Here is a 26,759-nt window from a genome sequence, read left to right on the forward strand (position 1 = left end):
GTTTTTGCTTAATCAAATTTGATTTCTTTCTTCACCTTTTTCCAAAAGGCAAAAAAGGAAGGATAATAGCCTTCAACACTACTAATCCATTCCCTTGGTTCCTTTCGGCCTTTGTAATGAAGGTTGAGGGGATGCTCTTTATAAATCAATTTTTCAGGATTTACCTGCTTTATCAAATCCGAAAATTCCCCAACGAAGACCTGAATACCTGGAATGTTTTGGGCTAATGACAAGGCAAAATCAAGGCATTTTTTGCTCACAGGATATTTGCTGAAAAGAGAGGATTCCAAGAGTAAAACGCGTTGATATCCCTCCCCAGAATGCCAGTTGGGATCCAGATTGTAATAGTTGTAAACCAAGGTGCTTTTCGACTTTTCCAACTCAGGATTGTCAATACTTGGAAGGGTGGTTTTTGTGGTAAATTCTTCTGTTTGCAAAAGAAGTTCTGGAGTTTTCAATTCATCAAACTCATGATATGCTACATCTAGGAAGGTCCCTTTTTGCTCACTATTAAAATACTTGTTGATATTTTCCTGATTGGCTAAGTATTTCTTATTGGAGAAAGCCCCGGCTACCCATTGCCAACTTAGATGGTTGCTGGCCAGATCTCCATCCAACAAATGGCTGTACATCCATTTGGCTGGATTCAGCCAATGTGAGTTTGCGATATTACAGCATATGGAGGCCACGTACATACGCATGTGATTATGCATGTAGCCAGTTTGATACAGGTCTAGGATGCCCTGATCCACCGCCTCAATTCCAGTTTTCGCTTGGATTATAGCGGATGGAATTTGATGATTTTGAACGGGCTTTTGCTCATTTTTAAGGTCCTCAAAAATGGCTTCTCCCTTCGCTAGCCATACTTGCTGCCAATAATCTCTCCAAGCAAGTTCCTGAACGAGTTTTTCGCATTGGCTCCACGGAAAGTTTAAACTTTTGATATATTCAAAAACCTGATTCGTAGAGATGACACCTCTGGAAATATACGGGGAGAGTTGAGTCACGGCCCCATCCTGAAAATTTCTGGAAGCCGCATAGCGCAGAGGATCGATCTTTTCTATCCTTTTTTTGATCCCTTTGGTATTTGTGGGAAAATCTAGCACTAGGTGATTTTATTATTGGAAATGCTTCTTTGTCTGCTGCATTTGAAGCGAGATATTTCCTCACTTCTTTTTTTCAAATGCTTTTGGCTTACACCACTATTGACACGCTTTCTCCACATTTTGAAGGAACGTTCTTTCAATTCTTTTCGCATCAAGCGGATAACCTCAGATTCAGAAACCCCAAATTGATTTTTGATGGCTTCAAAGGGAGTTCGATCCTCCCAAGCCATTTCTATAATCCGATCAACTTCTCTTTCTGTCATTTGCTTTCAAATAGTTTTCAATGATTTCAGATTTTTTTCAATAACCTGAATATTCAAGACTACTTAGATAAAGCTGATCAGTCTAAAAAATGTTTTCAAAGGGAGAAAACTTTAAGGTGGAATTAACTTAAAAATGATATTTCTCGATTTTTCATCCCAAGGTATTTTCTATTCTACATTAGCCGAGGCGAGTTCTCTAAAAAGTTTCCACTCTCCCTCTTTATTTTTCTTAAGAAGTACCAAAAAAGTATCCTTTAATTCATGCACAGTTCCAGTCTCATCCGTATAAAACATTGAACTCACTCCAAAATCATAGGCAACAGTATCAGAGACAATGACTGTCTCTTTTGGATTCATCTTGATACTATCATACCTAAACTTATTTCCATGCTTTTCTTTTAATGCCCGATAAGCGTTCCACTCCTCGCTTCCAGGGCCTATCGATATCATATCCTTTGTTACAAATTGACCTAAATCTTCATAACGTCGTTCTTTCACGGTTTTTTCAAATGACTTCCTCATTTGATCAATTTTTTCCAGTTCCTGAGCTATGTTGATGGTGGGTTCATTCTGATTTTTTTTTACTTCAGTATTACAAGAAACCAAAGCAAAAAAAAGAATTAAAGGCAGTAAATATTTCATAAAAAAAAGAATTTGGCCAAAAACATTTTTCCTATGAATATAAGAATTTCACTTATTCCAATCAAAAATGTAAAAGTTATTTTGAAAGCACAACACATTCATTATCAGGTAAAAGCGTATACTTTTTTTTTTTCCAGACACCTACCTTCAATGGCTTTAAACCTAATTTATCCGACAACAAACGACTACAAACGGATACAAACGACTAACTCCCGATTAAAGCTTGACCCATCCTACAACTTTGGCTTATCGAATTCCTCTAGCGAAAACGAAAAACAAATTTTTCACAACAAAACAATAAACATTATGAACACGCTAAGAAACAGAGTACAGCTAATCGGACGTCTTGGATCCAAAATAGAAATCAAAAATCTTGACGGGGGTAAAACACTCGGAAAAGTATCCATGGCCACTAATGAGTATTACAAAAACCAAAAAGGAGAGCGCGTAGAAGAGACCACCTGGCACAACATCGTGGCTTGGGGAAAACAAGCAGACTTACTGGACAAGTACACGGATAAAGGTTCGGAAATCGCCATAGAAGACAAACTCAGCAACCGATCTTATGAAGATAAGGAAGGGAATAAGCGATACATTTCTGAAGTGGTAGTGCAGAGCATTTTGCTTATGGGTGACCGTAAAGCCAATGTTCCTGCAGGAGCCGAAACGGAGGATGATTTACCGTTTTAATTTCTAAAAAGAAAAGACCGGGATGCTTAAAACCCCGGTCTATTTTTATACATTTTTGAAATATTTTATGGAGATATGCTTCACGAAATTAGATTTCTCTACCGCTGATAAAAGCCAACTGAAAACTGCCTTTCAGCTTTCTTACCTACCTCAGGTAGACAAGCTTTAGATTTAGGACTTTCTCCCTATTTCTCTCCTCGTTTCCCCGGCTGATACCTCTCCTCTGCCCTCGCTTCAATATCTTCTTTGTAATAGGCCACATCCTTAAACTGAGCATCAGCATACCTTTGAGCTTGATCATCGAAATGCGGCGAATTGGGATCTGAACTTTGTCCTCCTGCAAGCAATGACTTCGCTTTTACCTTTTCCCCAAACTCAACCACAGCAACAAAACTATTTCCTCGGTATCCATATAGCCTTTTGGTATCTTGAGTAGATCTGGCGCCATAAGCAGCCAATGCTCCCCAGGTTCCTGAAGCTAAACCAACAGGCACATAGGGTTTGTCATCATCGAATTTCAAGTTGATATCACCAGTTAATCGCTGAAACCTATTGATTTCTGACCAAGGGGTATTCCAAGTTCCAAAATCAGCATCCATCTGTTGCAAAGTTGTTCGGAAGGTTTCCAAAAGCTCGGTAGCCTTAGGGTCTGGAACACTACCTTTTCCTTCATTGAACTCCAATAAGTTATTGATATTTCCATGATTCCGCATAAAATTCATTCCAAAGAAATGTGCCAAAGACATGGCTACCGATTCTTTTCCGGTACGGTAATCCCAAGCTTCTAAAACTTTCATTGGCTCGACAAATTCCGGGTCCCTCAAACCCTTTTCATCATAAGCTTGCAATAGCATAGGAATCAACTTTTCGAATGCCGGTAAATAGGGATCGTAGGCTAAATCAATCAGCTTATCCAAATCCAAGTTTTTTGCATCTTTCAAAACTCTTACAGCATGCACGGCTCTATAATTCTCAGATTCCGGTGCCATATAAACGGGATAATCTTCTTGCTTTGGGCTGAATTCCGCAGCAGCGGTGTAAGGAGTTGAATTACAATTTTGGATCCATCCGGTACCTGGATTGAGCAAGGTGATACTTTCATCGACTGTATGTAATTCCTGCCAGTCAGATGCTGGATCAGAACCATCCACCGGCTTAGAAAAATCAAATCCTTCGTTTCTTTTAGGAATGAAATTGCCATGGAAATAAGCAATATTCCCATCTGCATCCGCATAGACCGTATTATTTGAGGAATTGGTTCGGATGTTCATCATTTCTTTAAATTCCGCATGATTGCTGAGTTTGGTACGCGTAAAACTCTGTGTCAGGGCATTCACCGGATCCCAATTGATTTTTGTCACCACCCATTGATCCTCTAGTTTATGAGTTACCGGACCATGGTGCGTGCGGTACATCGTAAAGCTTTTCTCCTCAAGCTGTCCAGCCTTTTTATATTTTAAAGTAATAGGAAGCTCAGTCACTTCTCTGGTTTCATCTCCATATTGGTAGCTGTACTTTCCATCCTTCTCACTAACATCCTCCACAAATTCATCTATAAAATCCACACCGGTGGAGGTATGCATCCATCCAGTTTTTTCATTGAATCCTTGATAAACGAAAAACTGTCCCCAGGTTACTGCACCATAGGCATTGAGTCCTTCCTCACTCACTACATGAACTTCAGGTCGGAAGTAGAAAGAAGTATGCGGGTTGATCAAAAGCATGGCATTGCCTGATTCCGTAAGTGAACCAGCTATCGCAATTCCATTGGAGCCTTTGGGTTCTTCGGTCAAATCAACAGGATCTAATCCGCTTCCAAATTCATTTAATGCCACGGATTGATTTTCCCCATAAAATGCCGCAATTCTCCTTGTTGGAATTTGCTCAATATCGCCTCCAATAGAACCTTCGCTGAAGAACATGGGCATCCAAGGCTCGTAATGCGTAATCACTTGTGGCTCCACTTCCGGGTGTGTTGCCAAATAATAATTCACTCCATCGGCAAAAGCGACACAAAGTTTTTTCAGCCAATCAGGAGCAGTATCATAAGCTGCTTTTGCTTCCGCTTCTGTCATGTAAAGGTTTGCTCTCAAATCAGAGTAAAGTGCTATTTCACCCTCCATTTCAGCGAGTCTTCCAGTCGCCCAAACATAGTTTCTTTCTACTCTTCTAAAATCATCCTCGCATTGGGCGTATAACAAACCAAAAACTGCATCGGCATCACTTTGCCCATAAATGTGAGGAACCCCAAAATCATCTCTAATGATTTCTACTCTGGAGGCTGTGTCTTCCCAGCGTTCTTGTTCAGTTAATTCTTTGGGTTGGCAGGCAAAAACCAATAAAGGAATTGCCAAATAGAGTAATCGAAACTTCATCTTTAATTTAGATTTGGGTGGTTTTTCAGGAAACTGAATTCAATAGTCCCGAAAATAAACTATTTGAATTCCGTGGGCAACAGAATTTTTATCGGTGTTGCTGGTAGTAATTGGCTCTAAACTTCTTTTTAAACTCTTCTATCACTTCATCTGGGATAGTAAAACTTTCCTCATAACCTTTCAGCATCTTTCCTACTTGTTCTACTCCACTGGTTCCAATTACCAATGATCCTACTACCGATTGGGTTAACCCAAATTTGATCAAAAATGCCTCAGGACTAAACCCCAGATTTAGAATCTCCTTTCTCATTTCCACCACTTCAGAAGCTTTAAAATCCAAGAAATCCTTTTCAGGTTTATTGATCAACAAGCCTTTGGCAAAGCTTCCTCTTACCAAAACTTTGGTTTCGGATCCAGAAATTGTAGAAAAAGCACTTTCCTCAGGCCTTCTATCCAAGGGATTGTATTGCATCATGATCGTAGCCGGTTTCGATGCAGACAGCACTTTTCTGATCACATTGGGCCGAATGGAAGAAATCCCAAAAGCCCTGATCTTTCCTTGAGTTTTCAATAATTCAAAGGCTTCCAAAGTTTCATCCCAAGGGTCTTCAATCGTGCCACCATGAAGTTGATACAAATCAATGTAATCCGTTTGGAGGCGTTTAAGACTTTGCTCAACTGCCCCTAGGATATATTCCTTTTTTGGGTTCCAATCCCAGCCAGATCCATCAGGTCGGAGTTGATTCCCAACTTTCGTTGCCAAAACCAATTGATTTCTTCTACCTTTCAAGGCCTTTCCAAGCATCTCTTCATTCCAACCTTGCTGATACAAATCAGCTGTGTCTAAAAGCGAAATTCCACCTTCAATAGCGGCATCCAAAATTTTCTTACTCGAATCATATTCCTCTGGAAGTGACATACATCCCAGTGATAGTTCTGAAATTTGAAGCTTAGTTTCTGAAAGTTCCCTTCTATTCATAAAAAATTAATCTCTTTTTAACCTTGTTTTCTTGATTTTCAATAAAGCTGAAATTTTTGATCTTTTAAAATCTATTATTCCTGAATTCTTTTAGAGAATCCCTATTTTTGGAAACCTAAACCTATTGAAATGAAGAAAATTGCAGTTTTTACTTCCGGAGGAGATAGCCCTGGCATGAATGCATGCGTAAGGTCTGTGGTCAGAACAGGTATTTATAAAGGACTGGAAGTATATGGAATCTACAGAGGATACGAAGGAATGATTGAGGGAGATATCAAAAGGATGTACTCTCACTCTGTAAGTAATATTGTACAACGAGGTGGAACCATCCTAAAATCAGCCCGATCCATGGAGTTCAAAACACCAGAAGGTAGAAAACAGGCATATGAAAACCTCAAAGCCCATGGGATTGAGGGAATAGTGGCTATTGGAGGAGACGGGACATTTACAGGAGCTAAAATCTTCCAAGAGGAATTTGGAATACCTACCGTAGGTTGCCCAGGCACCATTGACAATGACCTTTACGGAACTGACTTTACGATCGGATTTGATACAGCGGTTAATACTGCCTTGGAAGCAATTGATAAGATCAGAGATACTGCCGCTGCCCACGACAGAATATTCTTTATTGAAGTGATGGGAAGAGATGCAGGGTTTATTGCCGTGGAATCAGGTATAGGTGGAGGAGCAGAATTTGTGATGGTACCTGAGACAAAAACTGATTTGAATAAGGTGGTGAAAAGCCTCAGAAACATTAGAGCCAATAAAAGCTCTAGTATCGTAGTAGTCGCTGAGGGTGATGAAGAAGGCAATGCCGAAACCATCATGCAAAAGGTAAAAGATAAAATTCAAGATCCTGAGAAAGACTTTAAGGTTACAACCTTGGGACATATCCAAAGAGGCGGAAATCCTACGGCACATGACCGCTTATTAGGTAGTCTTTGTGGAATGGCTGCGGTAGAAGGTCTAATAGATGGAAGAACAAACTGCATGGCCGGTATCATGGATCAAAAAGTAGTCTACACTCCTTTTGGTGACTGTATAGGAAAAGAGAAACCACTCAACGAACTGCACCTAAAATTAATTGATATACTAAGTATCTAACATGGGATATATTCCGATTTTCTTAACAATGGGAGGCGCCTGCCTCCTATTTTTTCTCACTGTAAGGAATAGCATGCAGCGGAAATTAAATTTACAAAGAGAATTATCTTCTAAACTGGGCCTAAATCACCCCGAACTGGAAATTATCCTTGGACAAATCGTCATCCCTGAAGAAATCTCTAAAAAATGGAAATCTATCCATCCCGATAAAAAACTTCCAAAGAAAAGCCGAGAACTTATTCAAGCACTAAAAATCAATAGAATTCAGTACAATCAATTAATCAAGAAAGCTCCCTATAACTGGGTGGCAAAAGCTTCTGGTTATTCTCCTATTTGACTTACAATATATTCAAAAACCTTATCACCTTCAGAAGGATCAAACCACTGAATTTCAGCATCTTTTCTAAACCAAGTTAATTGCCTTTTTGCATATCTTCTGGAATTTCTTTTTAATAATCTGATCGCTTCTTCCTGATCATAATCTCCTTCCATAAAACCAAAAATCTCTTGATACCCTACTGTTTGAAGGGCGTTAAGGTGACGTTTTTCAAATAAACCTGCAGCCTCCTCAAAAAGCCCTTGCTCGATCATTTGATCCATCCTCAAATCGATTCTTCGGTATAGCTCTTCCCGCTCCCTATTCAAACCGATTTTGATGGTCTTAAAATCTCTTTGAACTTTGGTCTTGACTCGAAAACTACTGAAAGTTTTTCCTGTTCCTCTAAAAACTTCTATCGCTCGCATCAATCGCTGAGGATTATTTTGATCAACTACCTGAAAATATTCAGGGTCAATTTTGGCTACTTCCTTTTGCAAATAAGCTAGCCCCAACTCATTGAATTCTTGGATGATTTCTTCTCTAAACTTGGGATCAATAGCAGGCATCTCATCCAATCCATTTACTACCGCATCAGCAAACAAACCCGAACCACCAGTCATGATCACCAGTTTATTTTTCTGGAACAAGCTCTCTAGAATCTCTAAAGCATCTTTTTCAAATTTCCTGACATCATAAGATTCCTCTATTGAAAGCGAATTGATTAAATGATGAGGTACTTGATTGAGTTCATCCAAACTAGGTTTAGCAGTCCCAAGATTCATTTCTCTATAAAATTGCCTGCTATCGCAAGAGATAATTTCTGAATTAAATTTTTTGGCTAGATTTAAACATAAATCAGTTTTACCTACCGCAGTAGGACCTACGACCAAAATAAGATACTTGGGTGCTGCCAATAGTAAATGGGGTTAAACAGAATTCAAAAATCCAAAACATAAAGATGAAAAGCAAAAGGGTGCTTATCGTGGATGACAATGACCTCAACAGAAAACTGTTCGAGAATTTAATAGGGCAAGTTTGCCAATTTGATAGTGCGAAAAACGGTCTTGAAGCATTGGACCTGCTCAAAAAAGCTGCCTATGACCTGATCATAATGGACATTCAAATGCCTTTAATGGACGGCCTTACCGCGATGAAGCAGATCAAATTGTCTAAAATCAGCGACTCTCCCATCATCGCTGTAACAGCTTTTGCCGAATTGGAAGATAAGAATACTTATCTGGACCAGGGCTTTGATGATTTTGTAACTAAGCCAATACGACCCAGAGATTTCCTGGAAAACGTCAAGAAAACACTGAAAAGCAAAAACCCGAAACAAGAGACGCCTCATTCTGAGTCCATCCATGATCCGATTACTACTACCTTGGATTTAGGTACTGTCCGGCAATTGATGAAATATAATTCTGGAGAAACTATCAGAAACGTATATTTAGACTTCTTGAAAGAAACTGAAATGTTAATAGATGAAATTCTTTCGTTAAATTCAGAGAATAATTTGGATTCCATTTCAGAAAAGCTACATATACTTAAGGGAAATAGTGGTACACTAGGTGCAAACCAAATCTATCTATTAGCAAAAGAAGGTGAGTATCTCGCCAGAAATAATCAATGGGATCAGAAGAAAAACTTATTACAAGACCTTCAATTAGAAATCCTGAATTTTAAAAAATATTTAAAGGAAGAAACTATTTTTGAATAATGAATAAATCAAAAAGAATCCTCGTAGGTGAAGACAGCTCCGTCATCATCAATTTAACCAGAAGTGTGCTCGCTTTTGAAAGCTTCGAAATGAAAGCTGCCAGAAATGGCAAGCAGGTCCTTGAAGCATTGGAAAAGGAGGAGTTTGATTTAATTTTAATGGACATCAGCATGCCTGTGATGGATGGTATTCAATGTACTAAAGCCATTCGAGCATTGGATGACCCTATAAAATCTAAAATTCCGATCATCGCCATCTCTGGAAATGTTAATAATCACACCATGGATGAACTCAGAAGCTTTGGCTTTGATAATTTCATCCAGAAACCATTGGATTACGATAAAGTTTTGGCAACCGTCAAGAAACACCTTAGTTAAAAAATGGCAGTAAAGTACACAAAGCATTTTCTAGACAAACTTGAAAACCTTTTTGCCTCTTCAGAATACATGTTGAGATACGAAAAAGGTAATTTCAAATCTGGCTATTGTGTACTGAAAGAAACCAAAATCGTGATCATCAATAAGTATTTCCCGCTGGAAGGAAAAATCAATGCTTTGATTGATATTTTAGCCGAACTAAATTTCAACCCTCAGGATTTTTCGGACAAAGCAAACCACGATTTCTTAAGAGAACTACAGCAAACCACTCTGAAATTTTGAAAGTCACTTTTCTTGGAACCGGTACTTCACAAGGTGTTCCTGTCATTGGATGCTCTTGCCCTGTTTGTAGCTCATTAGACTTTAGAGATAAACGGTTCAGGTCTTCCATCCATCTTCAAATAGGTGAAATTAGCCTCGTAGTAGACACCGGACCTGACTTCAGGAGCCAAATGCTTCGGGCAGGAATAAAACGTCTTGACGGCGTTCTTTTCACCCATGAGCACAAAGATCATACTGCAGGGCTAGATGATATTCGCCCTTTCAACTTTGCTCAGCAAAAAGACATGCCCATTTTTGGTAGGCAACAAGTACTCGAACAGATAAAAAGAGAATTTGCCTATGTTTTTTCTAGTAAGAAATACCCAGGAGTCCCTCAAATAGACCCTGTGGAAATCACAGAAAAAGCTTTTTCGATTGAAGGAATTCAGATTACCCCTATTCCTGTATTGCATTATAAACTTCCAGTGCTTGGTTTTAGAATAGGAGACTTCACCTATATCACCGATACGAATCATATTCCAGAAGAATCCTTGAAGTTAATAGAGGGTACCAAAGTTTTGGTCCTAAATGCACTTCAAAAAACTCCTCACATTTCTCATTTTACTCTAGAGGAAGCCGTAGATATGGCTCAAAAAATCGGGGCAGAAACCACCTATTTGACGCATATTTCGCATAAGCTAGGCCTTCAGGAGGAAATCGACCAAGAATTACCTTCGGGAATTTCTTTGGCCTACGATGGTCTTCAGGTAACTTTGCCTTAATGCATCTCAATTATCACTTCCTAAAGTACCTTTGCCCAGCCTTAAACGATCAGTTTCAAGGGCAGAAAATCATTTCTTGTTTTTCGCAAAGCAAAAATGAGTTAATCATTGAGACGACAGGCTCAGAAGGTGAGCAATGGATGAGAGCCCACCTAAAAGCACCGCAGATTTACTTGAGCTTCCCAGAGCAATTTCGGCGTACCAAGAGGAATAGCATGAATCTATTTCCCGAATTGCTAGAAGAAACCATTCAGTCTTGTGAAGTACTTGCCTTTGAGCGCTCCTTTATCTTTCGCCTTCAATCCGGTAAAATCTTACTATTTAAGCTTCATGGCAATAGAAGTAATATTCTCCTTTATGAATCTGAAGGACAGGTTCCCATTAGAACTTTTAGAAATGATTTAGGAGAAGACAGAAGTTTGGATTGGCATGAACTGCCAAGGTCTCTGGATTTGAGCAAAAAAAGATTTTTGGAATTAGATGGAAACGCATCTCAATTTTTGCCGACCCTAGGGGCAGTCCCAAGAGCTTGGCTGAAAGATAGAGGATATCCCAATGCTAAACTGGAAATGAAATGGTCTCTGATGGAGGAAATGGTAGATATACTAGACTCTCCGCTGTTTTCATTAGTGGAAAAAGCTCAAGGAACCATCTTGACCTTGCTCCCTGAACCCGAAGCACTAAAAAATTTCTCAGACCCTATTTTAGCAGTAAATGAGCTTTTTTATCTGGCTTTGGTTAAGGATAATTTTGAAAGGGAAAAGTCAGAACTTCTCAAAAAGCTAAATGCTCAATTGTCCAAAACACAATCCTTCCTGAAAAAAGGAAATACAAAACTCCAGGAGCTTAAGACTTCAGCCCCACCCTCTCAATTGGCGGATGTAGTCATGGCAAACCTCCATGAGTTTGCAGGGGGGAAAATGGAAGCAGAAATATTAGATTTTTATTCGGGAGGAAAGGTTAAAGTCAAATTAAAACCCAATCAAAAACCTCAGGATTTTGCGGCACAATTGTATCGTAAAAGCAAAAACAGAAAGTTGGAATGGGATCAACTCGAAAAGACCTTACAGGCCAAACAAAGCCTTCTGGAAGATCTTCAATCCCAAATAGTTAAACTGGAAAAAATAACTGATTTCAGAGGATTAAAAGGCTTTAAAAAAGAGGAAGTTTCCGAAAAAACACTGCTTAAAGAATCCAGCTCATTGCCATTTAAAATATTTGAAATTGAAGGGTTCACGGTTTGGGTTGGAAAATCAGCCAAAGACAATGATGAAATGCTTCGAGGTTTTGTGCATAAGGATGACCTTTGGCTCCATTCCAGACTAGTTCCGGGCTCTCATGTGGTCATCAAATTAAAAGGTCAAAAGAACCTTCCTCAGGCGGTCTTGGATCGTGCTGCGGCTTTGGCAGCTTACTATTCCAAATATAAAACTGAATCCCTGGCTCCCGTGATTTATACAGAAGCAAAATATGTAAGAAAGGTCAAGGGGTCGCCCGCAGGTTCTGTAAAAGTTGACAGGGAAACCGTATTGATGGTTCAACCAAAAGGACCCGATGAAATGATTTCCTCAAAAAACCCTTGATTTTCATTTGACCAAACAAAAAAACACCCTCATCGCTGAGGGTGTTTTTTTATACTTTTTGAAAATCTTGAGGCTTAACTTACCACATGAATTTTCAACATATTCGTTCTTCCTTTTCCTTTCAGAGGCATACTTGCTGTATTGATAATGATATCTTCTGAGTTAACGTGATCATCATCTTTCAGAATATTTTCGATATCCACAAATGTAGCATCAGTAGAAACTAATTTATCATAGAAATAAGCTCTAATTCCCCAAACCAATGACATTTGGGTAATCAATGTTTTATTACTTGTGAAGACAAAAATATTCGCAAGTGGTCTATGAGAAGCAATTCTGAAACCAGTAAACCCTGAAGAAGTAATACCTACAATCGCTTTTGCTTTCACATTCCTGGAAAGTCTGGAAGCCATCAAAATCAAGTTATTACTTAAGAAGGTATCGTCATCTTCTGGAATCTTATACAAGTTATGATAGATCTCCGCATTCGCCTCTAAGTAACCGATAATGCTACTCATGGCCTTCACCGCATTGACAGGGTATTTACCAGAAGCAGTTTCTGCAGAAAGCATCACGGCATCTGCTCCGTCAAGGACAGCATTTGCAACATCATTGGTTTCAGCTCTAGTAGGTCTTGGGTTGACAATCATGCTTTCCATCATTTGGGTAGCAATAATTACCGGCTTACAAGCAAGCTTACACTTTTCAACAATTCTCTTCTGCCAAAGTGGTACGATCTCCATTGGAACTTCTACTCCAAGGTCTCCTCTTGCCACCATGATCGCATCTGTAGCTTCGATGATTCCATCGATATTCTCCAAAGCCTCAGGCTTTTCGATCTTCGCTACGATTTTACAATGCTTTCCTTTGGCTTCAATTCTTTCTCTCAGATCCTCGATATCTTCGGCTGACCTCACAAAAGAAAGTGCAATCCAATCCACTTCTTTAGATAAACCAAAAGCTAAATCTTCAATATCTTTTTCTGTTAATGAAGGAGCACTGACTTTGGTATTTGGTAGATTGATTCCTTTTCTGGATTTCAAAATCCCTCCGTGGATGACAGTACAATTAACATTTTTTCCATCTGTATCATTCACTACAACCTCCAGATTTCCATCATCAATCAAGATTCTATCTCCAGAAACCACATCTTGCGGAAGATTTTGATAAACGGTACTAACAAGAGTGCTTGTACCCACCACAGGGTCATTGGTAATGGTGATTTTCTCACCAGGTTTAATTTCTACCCCGTTATTTTCTACCTCACCCACTCTGATTTTGGGACCTTGCAAATCCTGAAGGATACCCAAATTCAAATTTTGCTCTTTATTTATTTTTCGAATGATTTCGATTACTTCTTGGTGGATATCATGGCTTCCATGAGAAAAATTCAATCGAAACACATTGGCTCCAGCAGCTGCCAGACTTGAAATAGTTTCATAATTATTGGAAGCAGGGCCGATTGTTGCTAGGATTTTTGTCTTGTTAAATTGCGTATAGCTCATTGGAACATTAATAAGTTAATAGGTTCTCTTTTGATTTTAATTTCGAAATATCCAGTTTGACAATGTTTTGAACAAATGAATTTTTTGCCAACTGGTTTACAAATGTATGAATACTCGTCTGAAAGGTATGGTCTTGTACCAAAAGGAAATAGTCCATAAATTTCAATTCCGGTATAAGATAGGTGACTTGATTACCGGAGTTTAGCGCTTTATTTTTCAAAAGTTGGATATATCCATGTGGTAAAGAAAGGAAATATTGTGATATTTTCAGACTCGGAGAGGTAAGAAACTCCAATTCAAGGTCATCTTTTCTCACAAGATTAATATCTAGGTCACGATTGATTAACCAGGCCATCTTATAGTCCTTTACAGGGGACTGGAGGCCCAATAGCTCAAAATCATACGTATGTTCTACAAGTAATTTGGTCTTCTTCATTGAGGAAGAAAAAAGATGAGGTCAAAGTTAGAAATTTATATCCATCTAAGCAGAACTGTCTTTTATAATAAAATTTACTTGAATCTTTTCTTTGCCAATTAGCCATTAAATATATTTCTTTGCGAAGTGTTAATAACTAAACTGATCACAAAATGTCTGAAATTGCACAAAAAGTAAAAGCCATCATAGTTGACAAACTTGGCGTAGAGGAGTCTGAAGTAACAACTGAAGCTAGCTTCACCAATGACCTTGGGGCTGATTCTCTAGACACAGTAGAACTGATCATGGAGTTTGAAAAAGAATTCAACATCTCCATTCCAGATGACCAGGCTGAGCAAATTGGCACGGTAGGACAAGCTGTTTCCTACTTGGAGGCTAACGTAAAGTAATAACCCATAAATTCATTCCATGAATTTAAAAAGAGTTGTTGTAACCGGTATTGGTGCCCTTACCCCAATAGGCAACACGGCAGATGAATTCTGGACCGGGTTGATTAATGGGGTGAGCGGTGCTGCGCCGATCACCAGGTTCGACGCTTCTTTATTCAAAACTCAATTTGCCTGCGAGGTCAAAAATCTTGATATCGAGCAGTTCATTGATAGAAAAGAAGCTCGAAAGATGGACCCATTCACCCAATATGCCATGATCTCTGTAGAAGAGGCCATGAATGATGCAGGATTTGATTTAGAAAAAATCAATAAGTCTCGCGCCGGTGTGATCTGGGGATCAGGTATCGGAGGTTTAAAGACTTTTCAGGATGAGGTTACTTACTTTGCCAGCGGTGATGGCACACCACGCTTCAATCCTTTCTTTATTCCAAAGATGATCGCTGATATCAGCGCAGGATTTATTTCTATTAAATACGGTTTTAGAGGACCTAATTTCGTAACAGTGTCTGCTTGCGCCTCAGCAACCAACGCCTTGATCGATGCATTCAATTACATCCGGTTGGGTAAAGCTGATATCTTTATCAGTGGTGGCTCAGAAGCTGCAGTAACGGAAGCTGGAATTGGCGGATTTAATGCCATGAAAGCTCTTTCCCAACGAAATGACTCTCCTGAGACTGCCTCTCGACCTTTTGATAAGGATAGAGATGGATTTGTTTTAGGTGAAGGAGCAGGTGCTTTAATTCTAGAGGAATATGAACATGCCAAAGCTAGAGGAGCAAAAATTTATGCCGAACTAGTAGGTGGCGGTATGTCTGCTGATGCTTATCACATTACAGCTCCACATCCAGAAGGACTGGGAGCAAGTACTGTAATGGAACAAGCCTTGGAAGATGCAGGTCTAGAGCCAGAAGCTATTGATTATATCAATGTGCACGGTACCTCCACTCCTCTAGGAGATGTAGGTGAGACCAAAGCTATCGGAAAAGTGTTTGGAGAGCATGCTCACAAGCTAAATATCAGTAGTACAAAATCCATGACGGGCCATTTACTTGGTGCTGCCGGAGCTATTGAAGCTATTGCTTCGATCTTGGCAATCCGAAATGGAATTGTTCCTCCTACGATCAATCATTTCACAGATGATGAAAGTTTTGATCCAGAATTGAACTTAACTTTCAATACAGCCCAAAAGAGAGAAATCAATTACGCATTGAGCAACACCTTTGGATTTGGCGGTCATAACTGCTCCGTCATCTTCAAAAAATATAATTGAACCGGAACTTGAAAATTCTTCAGAGACTCGGAATCAACACTCTCTTCTTTAGCAAAAAAGATAAAAGGCTTGCTGCCTCCATCAAAATGATGATGGGTAGCAGGCCTTTTAACATTGCACTCTATAAACTTGCTTTGACCCCTTCAAGCTTAGGAGAGGAAACCAGCAAAGGATTTAAAATTTCAAATGAACGTCTGGAATTTTTAGGAGATGCAATCTTGGGAGCGGTTGTAGCGGAATACTTATTTCAAAAATACCCCTATCGAGACGAGGGCTTTCTAACAGAAACCCGATCAAAACTCGTCAATAGGGAATCTCTAAATGCCACGGGAGTAAAAATTGGCCTAAAAAAAATTCTCAACCTGGAAATCGGTGATAGAAATTTCATCGGTAATAAATCCTTGTACGGAGATATCTTAGAGGCTTTTCTCGGTGCAGTCTACTTGGATAAAGGCTATCATTTCACAAAGAAATTTATCCTCAAGAGAATTCTGCTTCACTTTGACCTGGATGGCATGATCACCACTGTTTCCAACTATAAAAGTAAAATCATCGAGTGGTCGCAGAGAGAAAATAAGAACATCGAATACAAAATATTGCATGTTCACGGTAACCAAAGGTTCAAGGAGTTCATCGTGGCATTGGAAATAGATGGAGAAGAAGCTTCACAAGGAAAAGGACCAACCAAGAAAAAGGCAGAACAGGAAGCTTCTAAAAATGCCTGTGATGAATTAAATATTACAAACTAAGAAGCGTAGCTTTACCATTCTTTTGGATTACATGACATCTCCTATTAAAATTTCTGCAGCTACTGTTAACCAAACCCCGCTGGATTGGTCAGGAAACTTGGACCGGATTATCAGGGCTGTGAAAGAGGCTAAATCTGAAAAAGCAGAAATACTTTGCCTTCCTGAGTTGGCTATCACTGGATATGGCAGTGAAGATTTATTTTTAAGTTATTGGTTTCCTCAAAAAGCACTAAGCCAACTGAGTAAACTAATCCCGGAATGTAAGGGCATAACGGTAGCAGTGGGTTTGCCAATCCGAGTTCAGGATAAAGTTTATAACACAGTCGCAGTCATCGAAAACGCCGAACTAAAAGGCTTTGTCGCAAAGCAATTTATGGCAATCGATGGAGTACATTATGAATTTCGATGGTTTACCCCTTGGAAAGCAAATGAAGTCATTCAGGTAGAGTTTGAAGGCAAGTCCTTCCCACTGGGAGATTTGACGTTTCACCATAAGGGAATTCACTATGGTTTTGAGATTTGTGAAGATGCTTGGAGAGGAAATGAAAGACCAGGTTATAGATTGAAAGACCGAAAAGTGGATCTGATTTTCAACCCAAGTGCAAGTCATTTTGCCATGGGTAAAAGTCAATTACGAGTGGAGCTTATCGAAGAAAGCAGTAAGATTTTCGACTGTTATTATTGCTATGCCAACCTACTGGGAAATGAGGCAGGCAGAATGATTTTTGACGGAGAAATCATGCTTGGAAAATCTGGAGTGGTAATTTCCAGAAATGAATTACTTTCTTTCCAGGACTTTCAGGTAAGAAGCTTTTATTTAAAACCCGAAGTTCAAAATTTACAGCCTGTCATTTCGAAGGAAAAAGAATTTGCTCAGGCAGCTTCACTTGCCCTTTTTGATTACTTGAGAAAAAGTAAGAGCAAGGGATTTGTTCTCTCACTAAGTGGCGGTGCGGATTCATCCACCATTGCCATTTTAGTATCTGAAATGGTCAAAAGAGGGATTAAAGATCTAGGATTATTGCTCTTTTGCCAAAAAGCAGGAATTCCACTTCCTCCTAAAGAGATCACCGAGCCAGAAAAATACTTGGTTGGTAAATTATTGACCACCGCCTACCAGGGAACAAAAAACTCCTCTGACGATACATTTAATAGCGCAAAAAGCTTGGCAGAAAGTATTGGAGCTACATTCTATCAATGGACGATCGATGAGGAGGTAAAAACCTATACGGAAAAAATCGAACAGGCCATTGGTAGGAAATTGACTTGGGAGCAGGATGACATCACCCTTCAAAACATCCAAGCTCGAAGCAGATCCCCAATTATCTGGATGCTTGCCAATATCAATAATGCCCTGCTCCTTTCTACTTCCAACAGAAGTGAAGGTGATGTGGGATATGCCACCATGGATGGAGATACCAGTGGAAGTATATCTCCCATTGCTGCAGTGGATAAATTTTTCATCCTACAATGGCTATCTTGGGCCGAGAAAAATTTAGATCAGCCAGGTCTCAAATGGGTTAATTCCTTACAACCTACTGCAGAGCTAAGACCACTAGAACGAACCCAAACGGATGAAAAGGACCTCATGCCTTATTCGGTTATTCTGGAAATAGAAAAATTAGCCATTCGGGACAGAAGATCGCCGATGGATATTTATTTAATATTGAATGAAGAGTTAAAACTGGAGAGTAGCCTCCTAAAGGAATACATCAAAAAGTTTTTTCGACTCTGGTCAAGAAATCAATGGAAAAGAGAACGTTTGGCTCCTTCCTTTCACCTTGACGAATTCAATGTTGATCCAAAAACATGGTATCGATTCCCCATTCTTTCTGGAGGATTTACCGAAGAATTAGAACAATTAGATCAGATTTAATATGATGGAATCATTGCTGAATTATGTAGTCTGGGATCCAAATCCTGCTGTTTTTAGCGGATTTGAGAGACTTAGATGGTACAGCCTTTTATTTGCTTTGGGATTTATTATTTCTCAGCAGTTTATGGTTTACTTTTTCAGGAAAGAGGGACAAGACGAAGTATTGGTTGATAAATTGACCATTTACATGGTTTTAGCTACCATTATTGGAGCTAGACTAGGTCACGTTCTTTTTTATGAACCTGAAAAATATTTAAGCGACCCCATCGAAATCCTTAAAGTTTGGGAGGGTGGCCTTGCCAGTCATGGAGCTGCTATAGCTATTCTTTTTGCACTTTGGCTTTACGCCAAAAGAACTCCGGGACAAAGTTACCTATGGGTGGTAGATAGAATTGTGATTGTGACGGCAATGACTGGAGCACTCATTCGATTTGGTAATTTGATGAACTCTGAAATTGGTGGAAAAGATACCGGATCTGATTACGGATTTGTTTATGCTTGGCATGCTGAAGACATTTTATCAACGCTCCGGGTACCTATAGAATCCATTGAGGCATATAAGCCAGAAGACAGATCCTCTGAATTGATCCAAAATGGAATCGTCCCCGTAAATATTGAAATGGAAATTTCAAAAGGGGCATTTACTGTGGAAGACCTTGAGGCAACCTTAAGAAGAGATGTCAAGTATGCTTTGACTCAGTTCTACACAACTAGAGAATACCTTGCAGAACCTCTGGAAACCCCCTTAAACTTATCTGTTGAGATGAAGGGAGACCATTACTTGGCAACAATTAAAACCTTTGGGAAAACAAAACATCCCACGCAGATCTATGAGTCTCTTTCTTATTTCGTGATATTCTTGATCCTTTTGGGTATTTGGAACAAGTATAAGTCCAGACTTCCAGATGGAATTCTCCTAGGCCTGTTCCTAATCACTGTATTTGGAATGCGTTTTATTTGGGAGTATTTCAAAGCCGTTCAAGTGGACTTTGAAGAAAGCATGGCATTAAATATGGGGCAATTATTAAGTATACCTCTTGTTATTGCTGGAATTATTTTAGTGATTAGAGCACTTAATAATGGCTTAAAACCAGAAAAAAACTAAGGAACGGGGTCATGCCCATGACCGCCCCAGGGGTGACAGCTGGCAATTCGTTTAATCCCTAGCCAGCCCCCCTTGAATATCCCATGCTTCATGATTGCTTCTTTGGTATACTGGCTACAAGTAGGAGTATACCGACAACTTGAAGGAAATAAAGGAGAAATCGTGTATTGGTAGACCAAAACAGGAAATATGGCTATCTTTCGAATTAAGGTTTTAATGGACATCTTTAATTAAGTAGCATAACGACCTCTATTAACCAAAATTACTCATTCTGAATTCCCTATTGACTTTCAACTTTAAAAATATTGCAATCGCTTCTGGATTGGCAATGATTCTCTACCTCGGATTGGGAGTAGAACGGTTGACTGCGCAAACGGATACCTCTTTCAGTCCTGCAAACACAGGAACACCTGATAAAATCAAGGTGAATAATATCTATATCATCGGAAATGAGAAGACGAAAAAAAGTATCATTCTCCGGGAATTGGATTTCATTGAGGACTACTACTATGATTGGGAAACCTTTATAGAAATAATCCAGGCGGATCAGAAAAAGATTTATAACCTCCGACTTTTTACTTCAGTAGAAATCACTCCTCTATTGACAGGTGATGAAGAGGCCGAAGTCCTGATTACTGTTAAAGAAAGATGGTACATTCTTCCATCTATCATTTTCCAACTTGCCGATAGAAACTTTTCCGAGTGGTGGACCAATCAAGGAAGGGACTTTTCCCGTGTCAACTATGGATTAAGACTAAGCCATAGCAATGTGGGTGGTAGAAATGAAAAATTGAGATTTGCTGGCCAACTTGGGTTCACTAAAGCTCTTGATATTCAGTACAGTAAGCCTTACATTGATAAGAACCAAAAGCATGGGCTTGCAGTCCAATTCAAATATTTCAACAACAAAACCCTAGCTGTCAAATCTGAATACAATCGCCAGGTATTTTATACCTCACCTGATGAGGATGTTTTAAGGAAGAATATCGCAGCCGCTCTTAGATATACCTATCGAAGAAGTTTTTACAACTTTCACTATGTCACTTTAGGCTTTAATCACACCTGGGTCAGTCCATTGGTTTTAGCAGAAAGCCCAAATTATTTTCAGCATGGAACCAATTCTCTCAGGTATCTCTACATGACCTATACCTTCCGTCATGATCGAAGAGATAATGTGGCATATGCTACGGATGGGGAACTTTTAGAACTCTCCATGACCAAATACGGGATATTTTTCACAGACGAATTAGATGAGGTTGAAGTGAATCTGACTGCCAATAAATACTTTAAAATAAGCGATAAGTTCAATTTCAATACAGGCTTGACAGCAGAATGGTTTCTTAGTGCCAGACAGCCTTATACGCTCGTGAGGGGAATCGGATACAACCCAAACTTTATCAGAGGGTATGAACTGAATGTTATCGAAGGTCAACAGCTATATGTCCATAAAAATAGTTTTAGATGGAAGTTTTTTGACCATGACTTTGATATTTCCAAGGCGGTTCCTTTAGAACAATTCAACACCATTCCTATCCGACTTTATCTAAGTGCAAATTTTGACCATGGGTATGTCACGGACAGAAACGACATTCCTACCAACCAACGATTAGCTAATCAATATTTGATAGGCTATGGTTTGGGGATTGATATGGTTGGACTTTATGATAATGTTTTACGTTTTGAATATTCCCTAAACAATATGGGCGAAGGGAATTTCTTCTTCAATTTTAAAGCCCCTTTCTAAAAGCAAGTATCTCCAAAGATTTTAATATTGAATGAAAATTAGTTAACTTAATTATTCATTCATATTTTTTTACTATGAGGCGGTTAGCTTTTTTATGCATCGCTTTTTGGTCTTGCTATTCTGCTTTTTCGCAAGTTTCCCCAATAGACCAATCCCACGGTGCCAGAAGTAAGGGTTTGGGAAATCTCAAAGTAAATCTCCCAGATGCCTGGTCAATTTTTAATAATATCGGTGCTTTGGATAGAGCTCAAGCTTCTGAAATTGCTTTGGGATATGATCATCGCTACGGGTTGAAAGAATTGACAAGTTTGGACTTGGCGGGACTGATTAAAACCAACCAAGGAACTTTTGGAGTTGGGTTAGCAAGGTTTGGTGGAAAGTTATTCAATCAGCAACTTTTTGGAATAGGCTATTCTCAGACTTTAGGTATAGCGAGTTTTGGGGCGAAAGTCGATTGGTTTCAAACTCAAATACAAGATTTCGGAACAGGAAATTCCTTGGTATTAAGTATTGGAGGAGTAGCCGATTTAGGCCCTAACATTCAGATGGGAGCATATTTTTCGAATCTAAACCGAGCAAAGGTCTCCAAAAATTCAGAAGACCACTTACCTACTTTGATTAGTTTTGGTATTAAATACACCCCCATTTCAGATCTACAAATTCAATTAGAAGCTGAAAAAGACATCTTGGTCAAGCCTACAATAAAAGCAGGAATTGAATATGAGATTCAAGAATGGGTAATCCTGAGAACAGGGGTAAATAGCAATCCATCCCGACTGTTTTTTGGTCTAGGATTAAGACCAAAAAATTTCCTGATTGATTATGCAATGGGCCAAAACACCTCTTTGGGAAGTACTCATCATGTTAGTTTGGGATACCAATGGAAGTGAAATATTGGAAAATAGCACTACTTCTCATTCTGAACCTGCAGACTTTATTACTCTGGAGCCAAACCCCACCAAAACCAGAAATAGACCCTGAAACGTTTATAGAAAGATTATTTCCAGTGCAAGATGAAGATTTGGATTACGAATCCATTTATGAGGTGCTTTTTCAGCTATATCAAAACCCAATCAACATTAATCTTGCAAATGCAGAAGTACTTCAGGCTACCTACCTTTTGACGCCGACCCAAATATCTTCTTTGATAAATTACAGAGAAAAATATGGTCCGCTTTTATCACTCTATGAATTACAAGCAGTTCCCAATTTTGACTCTTTTACAATTCAGCAAATTTTACCATTTGTTATCCTAGGTAAAGAAGGAAACACTTCAGGTAAAAAGTTTTTAAAACGGATCATTGATGAAGAGCAAGCCTATGTACTTGTTCGTCATAGAATGGTTTGGGAAACCAGAAAAGGTTTTACAGCCCCAGACACTGCCAAAAATGGAAATCTAAGCAGCCGTTATTTGGGAGATCCTAATGACCTTTACCTAAGGTTAAGGATTCAACATTCACGTGATTTTAGCTTAGGGATTACACTTGACAAAGATGCTGGTGAACAATTTACTTGGGATTCTAAAACCAGGAGGTTTGGATTTAACTTTTTTTCTTATCACTTCACTAAGTACAGTTTGGGTAATTGGAAAGTGATAAACCTAGGAGATTATCAGGTTCAATTTGGACAAGGGTTGGTTTTCGGGGCAGGATATTCCCTGGGAAAGGGATCCGAAACGGTACCGACTGTCAAGAAAAGTAGCATCGGCATACTTCCTTATACCGCAGCCATGGAGTTTGGCTTTTTTAGAGGAGCGGCAGCTACTTATCAAGAGGGAAATTGGCAGGCAAGTATCATGAGCTCACTGGCACCTAGAGACGGAAGGTCGAGCTCAATGCTCGATAGTCTAGAAAATGAGGTGGAAATAATTTCTTCCCTAGGACAAAGTGGGCTTCATAGAACAAAAAGTGAGCTCTCCACCAAAAATCAGTTTAGAGAACTCAATCTTGGGGGCAACTTTCAATATTCATTATCCAATAAATTTCAGATTGGAAGCAATTTTTTATGGACAAAGTTTGACCAAATATGGATCAAATCTCCTACCCCTTATAATCAGTTTGATTTCTCAGGGAAGACCAATTGGGTAAGCAGTGTGTATTTTAATTACAATTGGAAAAATTTCTTTCTCTTCGGAGAAACCGGGATGTCTAAATCGGGTGGAAATGGATCCGTATTTGGTTTTATCTCGAGTCTAAGTAAAGAGGTTGGTTTTTCTTTAGTCTGGAGAAACTACGACAGAAACTTCCATAGTTTTTATGCTAATGTTTTCTCCGAAGGAACTCGCCCAATGAATGAAAGAGGTCTTTATCTGGGGATTGAAATTAAACCCAAAACGAAATGGAAGGTGAATGCTTATTACGACTATTTTAAATTCCCATGGCTCAGGTATCGCTCTTATTCACCCTCTTCCGGGTATGAATGGCTATCAAGGATCACCTTTCAACCCAGTAAAACCTTAAAGACTTTTATTCAAGTTCGACAGGAACAAAAAGACCGAAATATTGCTGATAATGGGTCTCCTTCCCTACTTTATCAAACCAAGCCACTTAATAAAATCAACAGTTTAATAAGTTTAGAATATCAAATAAGCCCTCAGGTTTTCATTCGGTCTAGGATTTTGGCCAGTCGGGTAGATTATGATGGAGAAAAGTCATATGGATATATGTTTTTGCAAGACCTACGCTATGGAAATGAAACCTGGAAACTTACGGGGAGAGTAGCTCTTTTTGATACGGATAACTATGACAACAGGCAATATGCATTTGAAAACAATGTGCTTTGGACCTTTTCCATTCCTGCTTTTTCAGGTCAGGGAATGCGATATTACTTAATAGGACAATATGATGTAAACAGCCAACTAACTGCCTACCTTAGGTTTGCCAGAACCAATTATACAGATCGGGAGAGCATTAGCTCAGGACTTCAAATGATTGAAAAACCACATCAAACGGAGACAACTTTTTTGCTGAGATACATGCTTCATCGATAATATTATATCAATGGTATAATTTCAAGCCCGATTTTTTAATAATTTGTCAACAAACCACCAAACTATGAAAAAAACACTACTCGTACTCCTAGTAAGTATCTTGAGTCTTCCTGCGATTTATGCCCAAAACTTAGATTTGGCAAAATTCAGCAAAAGGGAAGGTTTTGTAGATTTCTATCTAGATGAAGAAAAAGGGAAAATCTACCTAGAGGTAGAAGACCTCGAAAAGGAATTTCTATATGTCAGTTCTCTGACTGCTGGGGTAGGCTCCAATGACCTGGGATTAGACCGAGGCCAATTAGGTGAGACCCGAGTGGTAGAATTCCGAAAAACCGGCAATAAGGTATTTCTAGTACAGAAAAATTATGGATTCAGAGCCTACTCAGACAATCCTGCCGAAGTAAAATCAATTCAAGATGCTTTTGCGGAATCTATCCTTTGGGGTTTTGAAGTTGCCCAAAAGAATGGTGATAACCTGATAGTGGACGCAACCAACTTTTACATGCAAGACACACATGGAGTTGGAGATAGATTAAACAGAAGTAGACAAGGGAATTTTAGAACAGACGCCAGTAGATCTGGACTCTACTATCCTACCACCAAAAACTTTCCGAAAAACACGGAAGTCGAAGCCACAATCACATTGACAGGCCAAATTACTGGGAGAGAACTCCGTTCAGTAACCCCAGGATCAGATGCTGTGACAGTCAGACAGAGACATTCATTTATAGAGCTTCCTGATTTGGACTATCAAAAAAGGGAGTTTGATCCAAGAGGCGGATTTTTTTCCATAAGTTATATGGACTTCACAACGCCAATCACTGAGCCTATTTTAAAAAGATTTATTTCAAGACATAGACTAGAGAAAACAGATCCAAGTGCAGCTGTTTCTGAAGTAGTTGAACCGATCGTTTATTACTTGGATCGAGGAACTCCCGAGCCAGTAGCTTCTGCACTAATTGAAGGAGGAAACTATTGGGCCCAAGCATTTGAAGCTGCAGGTTTCAAAGATGCTTTCAGAGTAGAATTAGCACCTGAAGGGATGGACTTATTAGATGTAAGATACAATGTCATTCAGTGGGTTCACCGCTCCACTAGGGGTTGGTCTTATGGAAGCAGCGTGAGAGATCCTAGAACTGGAGAAATCCTCAAAGGTCATGTTTCTTTGGGCTCACTTCGTGTACGTCAAGATTACTTAATTGCACAAGGTCTTATTCAACCTTATGAAAATGGTACAGAGCCAGATCCGAAAATGCTAAAACTTGCTTTGGATAGGTTGAGACAACTATCTGCACATGAGATCGGTCACACCATCGGATTGGCACACAGTTATGCAACTTCCGCTGAGAACAGATCTTCAGTGATGGATTATCCTTATCCTGTCATCACCCAGGATTCAAATGGAGAATTAGACCTGTCTGTTGCTTATGATCAAAAAATCGGAGAATGGGATAAGTGGGCTATCAAATATGGGTATGGAACAGTCCCTGCAGGGATGTCAGAATCTGAGTTTTTAGAAAAAACTCTGGAAGACACCTATGCAGCAGGATATGAATTTATTACAGACTCTGATTCCCGTGATCCAAGTGGTGCACATCCACGCTCGCATTTATGGGACAATGGTTCCTCTGCATCTACAGAGCTTGAGAGAATGCTTGAGCTAAGAGCAAATAAATTAGCCAGCTTCGGATTAAATGCTATTCAAGATGGGACGCCAACTGCCTTATTGGAAGAAGTTTTAGTTCCTCTTTATTTGATGCACCGATACCAAGTGGAAGCTACCTCTAAAGTAATCGGAGGACTTGACTACCAGTATAAAGTAAAAGGTGACAATCAACCTAACCACAAATGGGTTCCTTCTTCCACCCAAAAAGAGGCTTTAGATGCTCTTTTATTGACCATCTCTCCTGATCAGTTAGAAGTTCCAAAACATATTTTGGCTTTGATACCTCCAAGACCTTACGGCTATGGAAGAACGAGAGAAACCTTTGTTTCGAGGACAGGACCTGTATTTGATCCAATTGCTCCTGCAGAAACAATTGTTGATTTAACCCTTTCTTTCCTATTGGATGAAACAAGAGTAAATCGAATGTACCTGCAAAACCTACAGGATGAAAGTTTACCTAGCTTTGAAGAAATTCTTAATGAAGTGACTGGAAATTTATTTGACTCTTCTCTCCCATCTGGCTTGAAGACCGAGATTAAATTAATGACCGAAACAAAAATGGTAGACCACCTCATTTCGTTGGCGAAGAATGGGGCTGCTTCCAATTCAGTACGAGCGATTTCCAGAGCTAAATTGGATGAATTAGCGAACCAAAGTATCACGAATAGGAACAGCAGTGCACTTCTAAGTCAGCACTCTAAATACCTAGCAGATAAAATCAATGCTTTCTTAGATCTTCCAGTGGAATTAACAGTTCAAGAAACCTTGAAGGCACCTGATGGATCTCCAATAGGCTCGGAATCTATGACTTGCGATTTTGACTATTAATTAA

26 protein-coding genes are annotated in these 26,759 nt (G+C 39.3%); 17 read left to right on the forward strand and 9 right to left on the reverse strand.

The genetic code is table 11. The features are described from left to right. Positions 1-8: 8 nt before the first annotated feature. From ALPR1_RS14280 to ALPR1_RS14290, 3 genes are all read right to left on the reverse strand, one after another. Positions 9-1,106: an FAD-binding domain-containing protein gene (locus ALPR1_RS14280; protein ID WP_008201715.1), complete on the reverse strand. Its 1,098-nt coding sequence runs from the start codon at positions 1,104-1,106 to the stop codon at positions 9-11. Continuing rightward, positions 1,106-1,369, reverse strand: coding sequence for a TIGR03643 family protein (locus ALPR1_RS14285; protein WP_008201716.1), 264 nt, complete (start codon positions 1,367-1,369; stop codon positions 1,106-1,108). Before ALPR1_RS14285 ends, ALPR1_RS14280 begins: the two co-directional genes overlap by 1 nt. A 168-nt stretch (positions 1,370-1,537) precedes the next feature. Beyond that, entirely contained in the window at positions 1,538-2,011 is a 474-nt protein-coding gene (locus ALPR1_RS14290; protein ID WP_008201717.1) for a Cif family virulence factor, read from the reverse strand. A gap of 306 nt (positions 2,012-2,317) precedes the next feature. Between ALPR1_RS14290 and ALPR1_RS14295 the strand changes: the two genes are divergently transcribed. Further along, a complete protein-coding gene (locus ALPR1_RS14295; RefSeq protein WP_040303676.1) occupies positions 2,318-2,701 on the forward strand; it encodes a single-stranded DNA-binding protein in 384 nt (127 codons plus the stop codon). A 185-nt stretch (positions 2,702-2,886) separates the two neighbouring features. On the opposite strand, the gene ALPR1_RS14300 is transcribed toward ALPR1_RS14295, so the two are convergent. Together ALPR1_RS14300 and ALPR1_RS14305 are read right to left on the reverse strand one after the other, a co-directional pair. After that, positions 2,887-5,076: an acylase gene (locus ALPR1_RS14300; protein ID WP_008201720.1), complete on the reverse strand. Its 2,190-nt coding sequence runs from the start codon at positions 5,074-5,076 to the stop codon at positions 2,887-2,889. Between the two features lie 88 nt (positions 5,077-5,164). Further along, on the reverse strand, positions 5,165-6,055 hold the full coding sequence (locus ALPR1_RS14305) for an aldo/keto reductase (RefSeq protein ID WP_008201723.1): 891 nt from the start codon (positions 6,053-6,055) through the stop codon (positions 5,165-5,167). A 129-nt stretch (positions 6,056-6,184) separates the two neighbouring features. Here ALPR1_RS14305 and pfkA point away from each other — a divergent pair, with 129 nt between their 5' ends. Next, positions 6,185-7,159, forward strand: a complete 975-nt coding sequence (gene pfkA, locus ALPR1_RS14310; protein WP_008201724.1) for a 6-phosphofructokinase — start codon at positions 6,185-6,187, stop codon at positions 7,157-7,159. A 73-nt stretch (positions 7,160-7,232) separates the two neighbouring features. Beyond that, complete coding sequence (locus ALPR1_RS14315; RefSeq protein ID WP_040302869.1) at positions 7,233-7,496, forward strand: hypothetical protein; 264 nt, start codon at positions 7,233-7,235, stop codon at positions 7,494-7,496. Here ALPR1_RS14315 and miaA read toward each other — a convergent pair. Further along, a complete protein-coding gene (miaA, locus tag ALPR1_RS14320) occupies positions 7,481-8,392 on the reverse strand; it encodes a tRNA (adenosine(37)-N6)-dimethylallyltransferase MiaA (RefSeq protein WP_008201729.1) in 912 nt (303 codons plus the stop codon). The two genes, ALPR1_RS14315 and miaA, sit on opposite strands and share 16 nt — an antisense overlap. 44 nt (positions 8,393-8,436) lie before the next feature. Between miaA and ALPR1_RS14325 the strand changes: the two genes are divergently transcribed. The 5 genes from ALPR1_RS14325 to ALPR1_RS14345 are packed head-to-tail and all read left to right on the forward strand — an operon-like array spanning position 8,437 to position 12,198. After that, positions 8,437-9,195: a response regulator gene (locus ALPR1_RS14325; protein WP_008201730.1), complete on the forward strand. Its 759-nt coding sequence runs from the start codon at positions 8,437-8,439 to the stop codon at positions 9,193-9,195. Next, complete coding sequence (locus tag ALPR1_RS14330; protein WP_008201731.1) at positions 9,195-9,572, forward strand: response regulator; 378 nt, start codon at positions 9,195-9,197, stop codon at positions 9,570-9,572. The genes ALPR1_RS14325 and ALPR1_RS14330 overlap by 1 nt, the downstream gene beginning before the upstream one ends. A 3-nt stretch (positions 9,573-9,575) precedes the next feature. Beyond that, entirely contained in the window at positions 9,576-9,854 is a 279-nt protein-coding gene (locus tag ALPR1_RS14335; protein ID WP_008201732.1) for a hypothetical protein, read from the forward strand. After that, positions 9,851-10,615 (forward strand): MBL fold metallo-hydrolase, encoded by a 765-nt coding sequence (locus ALPR1_RS14340; RefSeq protein ID WP_040302872.1) that lies wholly within the window; start codon positions 9,851-9,853, stop codon positions 10,613-10,615. The genes ALPR1_RS14335 and ALPR1_RS14340 overlap by 4 nt, the downstream gene beginning before the upstream one ends. Continuing rightward, positions 10,615-12,198 (forward strand): NFACT RNA binding domain-containing protein, encoded by a 1,584-nt coding sequence (locus ALPR1_RS14345; RefSeq protein ID WP_008201734.1) that lies wholly within the window; start codon positions 10,615-10,617, stop codon positions 12,196-12,198. The genes ALPR1_RS14340 and ALPR1_RS14345 overlap by 1 nt, the downstream gene beginning before the upstream one ends. A gap of 74 nt (positions 12,199-12,272) precedes the next feature. On the opposite strand, the gene pyk is transcribed toward ALPR1_RS14345, so the two are convergent. Both pyk and ALPR1_RS14355 read right to left on the reverse strand, forming a co-directional pair. Next, positions 12,273-13,703, reverse strand: a complete 1,431-nt coding sequence (pyk, locus tag ALPR1_RS14350; RefSeq protein ID WP_008201735.1) for a pyruvate kinase — start codon at positions 13,701-13,703, stop codon at positions 12,273-12,275. A 7-nt stretch (positions 13,704-13,710) separates the two neighbouring features. Then, a complete protein-coding gene (locus ALPR1_RS14355) occupies positions 13,711-14,139 on the reverse strand; it encodes an IPExxxVDY family protein (RefSeq protein WP_008201737.1) in 429 nt (142 codons plus the stop codon). Between the two features lie 152 nt (positions 14,140-14,291). Between ALPR1_RS14355 and ALPR1_RS14360 the strand changes: the two genes are divergently transcribed. From ALPR1_RS14360 to ALPR1_RS14380, 5 genes are read left to right on the forward strand one after another with little or no spacing between them, the layout of a single operon-like run. Next, complete coding sequence (locus ALPR1_RS14360) at positions 14,292-14,528, forward strand: acyl carrier protein (RefSeq protein ID WP_008201739.1); 237 nt, start codon at positions 14,292-14,294, stop codon at positions 14,526-14,528. Positions 14,529-14,547: 19 nt separating this feature from the next. Next, complete coding sequence (fabF, locus tag ALPR1_RS14365; protein WP_008201740.1) at positions 14,548-15,798, forward strand: beta-ketoacyl-ACP synthase II; 1,251 nt, start codon at positions 14,548-14,550, stop codon at positions 15,796-15,798. An 8-nt stretch (positions 15,799-15,806) separates the two neighbouring features. Beyond that, positions 15,807-16,547 carry a ribonuclease III gene (rnc, locus tag ALPR1_RS14370; protein WP_040303678.1) on the forward strand — a complete coding sequence of 247 codons (741 nt, stop codon included), beginning with the start codon at positions 15,807-15,809 and terminating at the stop codon, positions 16,545-16,547. A 31-nt stretch (positions 16,548-16,578) separates the two neighbouring features. Next, positions 16,579-18,423 carry an NAD(+) synthase gene (gene nadE / locus ALPR1_RS14375; RefSeq protein WP_008201742.1) on the forward strand — a complete coding sequence of 615 codons (1,845 nt, stop codon included), beginning with the start codon at positions 16,579-16,581 and terminating at the stop codon, positions 18,421-18,423. A gap of 1 nt (position 18,424) precedes the next feature. After that, positions 18,425-19,528, forward strand: a complete 1,104-nt coding sequence (locus tag ALPR1_RS14380) for a prolipoprotein diacylglyceryl transferase (protein WP_008201743.1) — start codon at positions 18,425-18,427, stop codon at positions 19,526-19,528. Here the strand turns inward: ALPR1_RS14380 and yidD are convergent. Next, positions 19,525-19,752: a membrane protein insertion efficiency factor YidD gene (gene yidD / locus ALPR1_RS14385; protein ID WP_008201744.1), complete on the reverse strand. Its 228-nt coding sequence runs from the start codon at positions 19,750-19,752 to the stop codon at positions 19,525-19,527. The genes ALPR1_RS14380 and yidD overlap by 4 nt on opposite strands. Positions 19,753-19,856: 104 nt before the next feature. Here yidD and ALPR1_RS14390 point away from each other — a divergent pair, with 104 nt between their 5' ends. From ALPR1_RS14390 to ALPR1_RS14405, 4 genes are all read left to right on the forward strand, one after another. Continuing rightward, positions 19,857-21,272 (forward strand): POTRA domain-containing protein, encoded by a 1,416-nt coding sequence (locus ALPR1_RS14390; protein ID WP_008201746.1) that lies wholly within the window; start codon positions 19,857-19,859, stop codon positions 21,270-21,272. A 74-nt stretch (positions 21,273-21,346) separates the two neighbouring features. Next, positions 21,347-22,162: a PorV/PorQ family protein gene (locus ALPR1_RS14395; RefSeq protein WP_008201748.1), complete on the forward strand. Its 816-nt coding sequence runs from the start codon at positions 21,347-21,349 to the stop codon at positions 22,160-22,162. Continuing rightward, on the forward strand, positions 22,153-24,261 hold the full coding sequence (locus ALPR1_RS14400; protein WP_008201749.1) for a ComEA family DNA-binding protein: 2,109 nt from the start codon (positions 22,153-22,155) through the stop codon (positions 24,259-24,261). The genes ALPR1_RS14395 and ALPR1_RS14400 overlap by 10 nt, the downstream gene beginning before the upstream one ends. A gap of 64 nt (positions 24,262-24,325) precedes the next feature. Continuing rightward, positions 24,326-26,755, forward strand: coding sequence for a zinc-dependent metalloprotease (locus ALPR1_RS14405; protein WP_008201751.1), 2,430 nt, complete (start codon positions 24,326-24,328; stop codon positions 26,753-26,755). Positions 26,756-26,759 lie beyond the last annotated feature (4 nt).

It is taken from the genome of Algoriphagus machipongonensis, from assembly GCF_000166275.1.
GTDB lineage: Bacteria > Bacteroidota > Bacteroidia > Cytophagales > Cyclobacteriaceae > Algoriphagus > Algoriphagus machipongonensis.

Coding starts and splice junctions, on each gene's coding strand:
- ALPR1_RS14300 (WP_008201720.1), bottom strand. CDS start 5,076: ATGAAGTTTCGATTACTCTATTTGGCAATTCCTTTATTGGTTTTTGCC.
- ALPR1_RS14355 (WP_008201737.1), bottom strand. CDS start 14,139: ATGAAGAAGACCAAATTACTTGTAGAACATACGTATGATTTTGAGCTA.
- ALPR1_RS14380 (WP_008201743.1), top strand. CDS start 18,425: ATGATGGAATCATTGCTGAATTATGTAGTCTGGGATCCAAATCCTGCT.
- ALPR1_RS14335 (WP_008201732.1), top strand. CDS start 9,576: ATGGCAGTAAAGTACACAAAGCATTTTCTAGACAAACTTGAAAACCTT.
- ALPR1_RS14395 (WP_008201748.1), top strand. CDS start 21,347: ATGAGGCGGTTAGCTTTTTTATGCATCGCTTTTTGGTCTTGCTATTCT.
- ALPR1_RS14400 (WP_008201749.1), top strand. CDS start 22,153: ATGGAAGTGAAATATTGGAAAATAGCACTACTTCTCATTCTGAACCTG.
- ALPR1_RS14325 (WP_008201730.1), top strand. CDS start 8,437: ATGAAAAGCAAAAGGGTGCTTATCGTGGATGACAATGACCTCAACAGA.
- pyk (WP_008201735.1), bottom strand. CDS start 13,703: ATGAGCTATACGCAATTTAACAAGACAAAAATCCTAGCAACAATCGGC.
- ALPR1_RS14315 (WP_040302869.1), top strand. CDS start 7,233: ATGCAGCGGAAATTAAATTTACAAAGAGAATTATCTTCTAAACTGGGC.
- pfkA (WP_008201724.1), top strand. CDS start 6,185: ATGAAGAAAATTGCAGTTTTTACTTCCGGAGGAGATAGCCCTGGCATG.
- ALPR1_RS14305 (WP_008201723.1), bottom strand. CDS start 6,055: ATGAATAGAAGGGAACTTTCAGAAACTAAGCTTCAAATTTCAGAACTA.
- ALPR1_RS14330 (WP_008201731.1), top strand. CDS start 9,195: ATGAATAAATCAAAAAGAATCCTCGTAGGTGAAGACAGCTCCGTCATC.
- ALPR1_RS14345 (WP_008201734.1), top strand. CDS start 10,615: ATGCATCTCAATTATCACTTCCTAAAGTACCTTTGCCCAGCCTTAAAC.
- ALPR1_RS14360 (WP_008201739.1), top strand. CDS start 14,292: ATGTCTGAAATTGCACAAAAAGTAAAAGCCATCATAGTTGACAAACTT.
- ALPR1_RS14390 (WP_008201746.1), top strand. CDS start 19,857: ATGATTCTCTACCTCGGATTGGGAGTAGAACGGTTGACTGCGCAAACG.
- ALPR1_RS14295 (WP_040303676.1), top strand. CDS start 2,318: ATGAACACGCTAAGAAACAGAGTACAGCTAATCGGACGTCTTGGATCC.
- yidD (WP_008201744.1), bottom strand. CDS start 19,752: ATGTCCATTAAAACCTTAATTCGAAAGATAGCCATATTTCCTGTTTTG.
- ALPR1_RS14285 (WP_008201716.1), bottom strand. CDS start 1,369: ATGACAGAAAGAGAAGTTGATCGGATTATAGAAATGGCTTGGGAGGAT.
- ALPR1_RS14290 (WP_008201717.1), bottom strand. CDS start 2,011: ATGAAATATTTACTGCCTTTAATTCTTTTTTTTGCTTTGGTTTCTTGT.
- nadE (WP_008201742.1), top strand. CDS start 16,579: ATGACATCTCCTATTAAAATTTCTGCAGCTACTGTTAACCAAACCCCG.
- ALPR1_RS14405 (WP_008201751.1), top strand. CDS start 24,326: ATGAAAAAAACACTACTCGTACTCCTAGTAAGTATCTTGAGTCTTCCT.
- fabF (WP_008201740.1), top strand. CDS start 14,548: ATGAATTTAAAAAGAGTTGTTGTAACCGGTATTGGTGCCCTTACCCCA.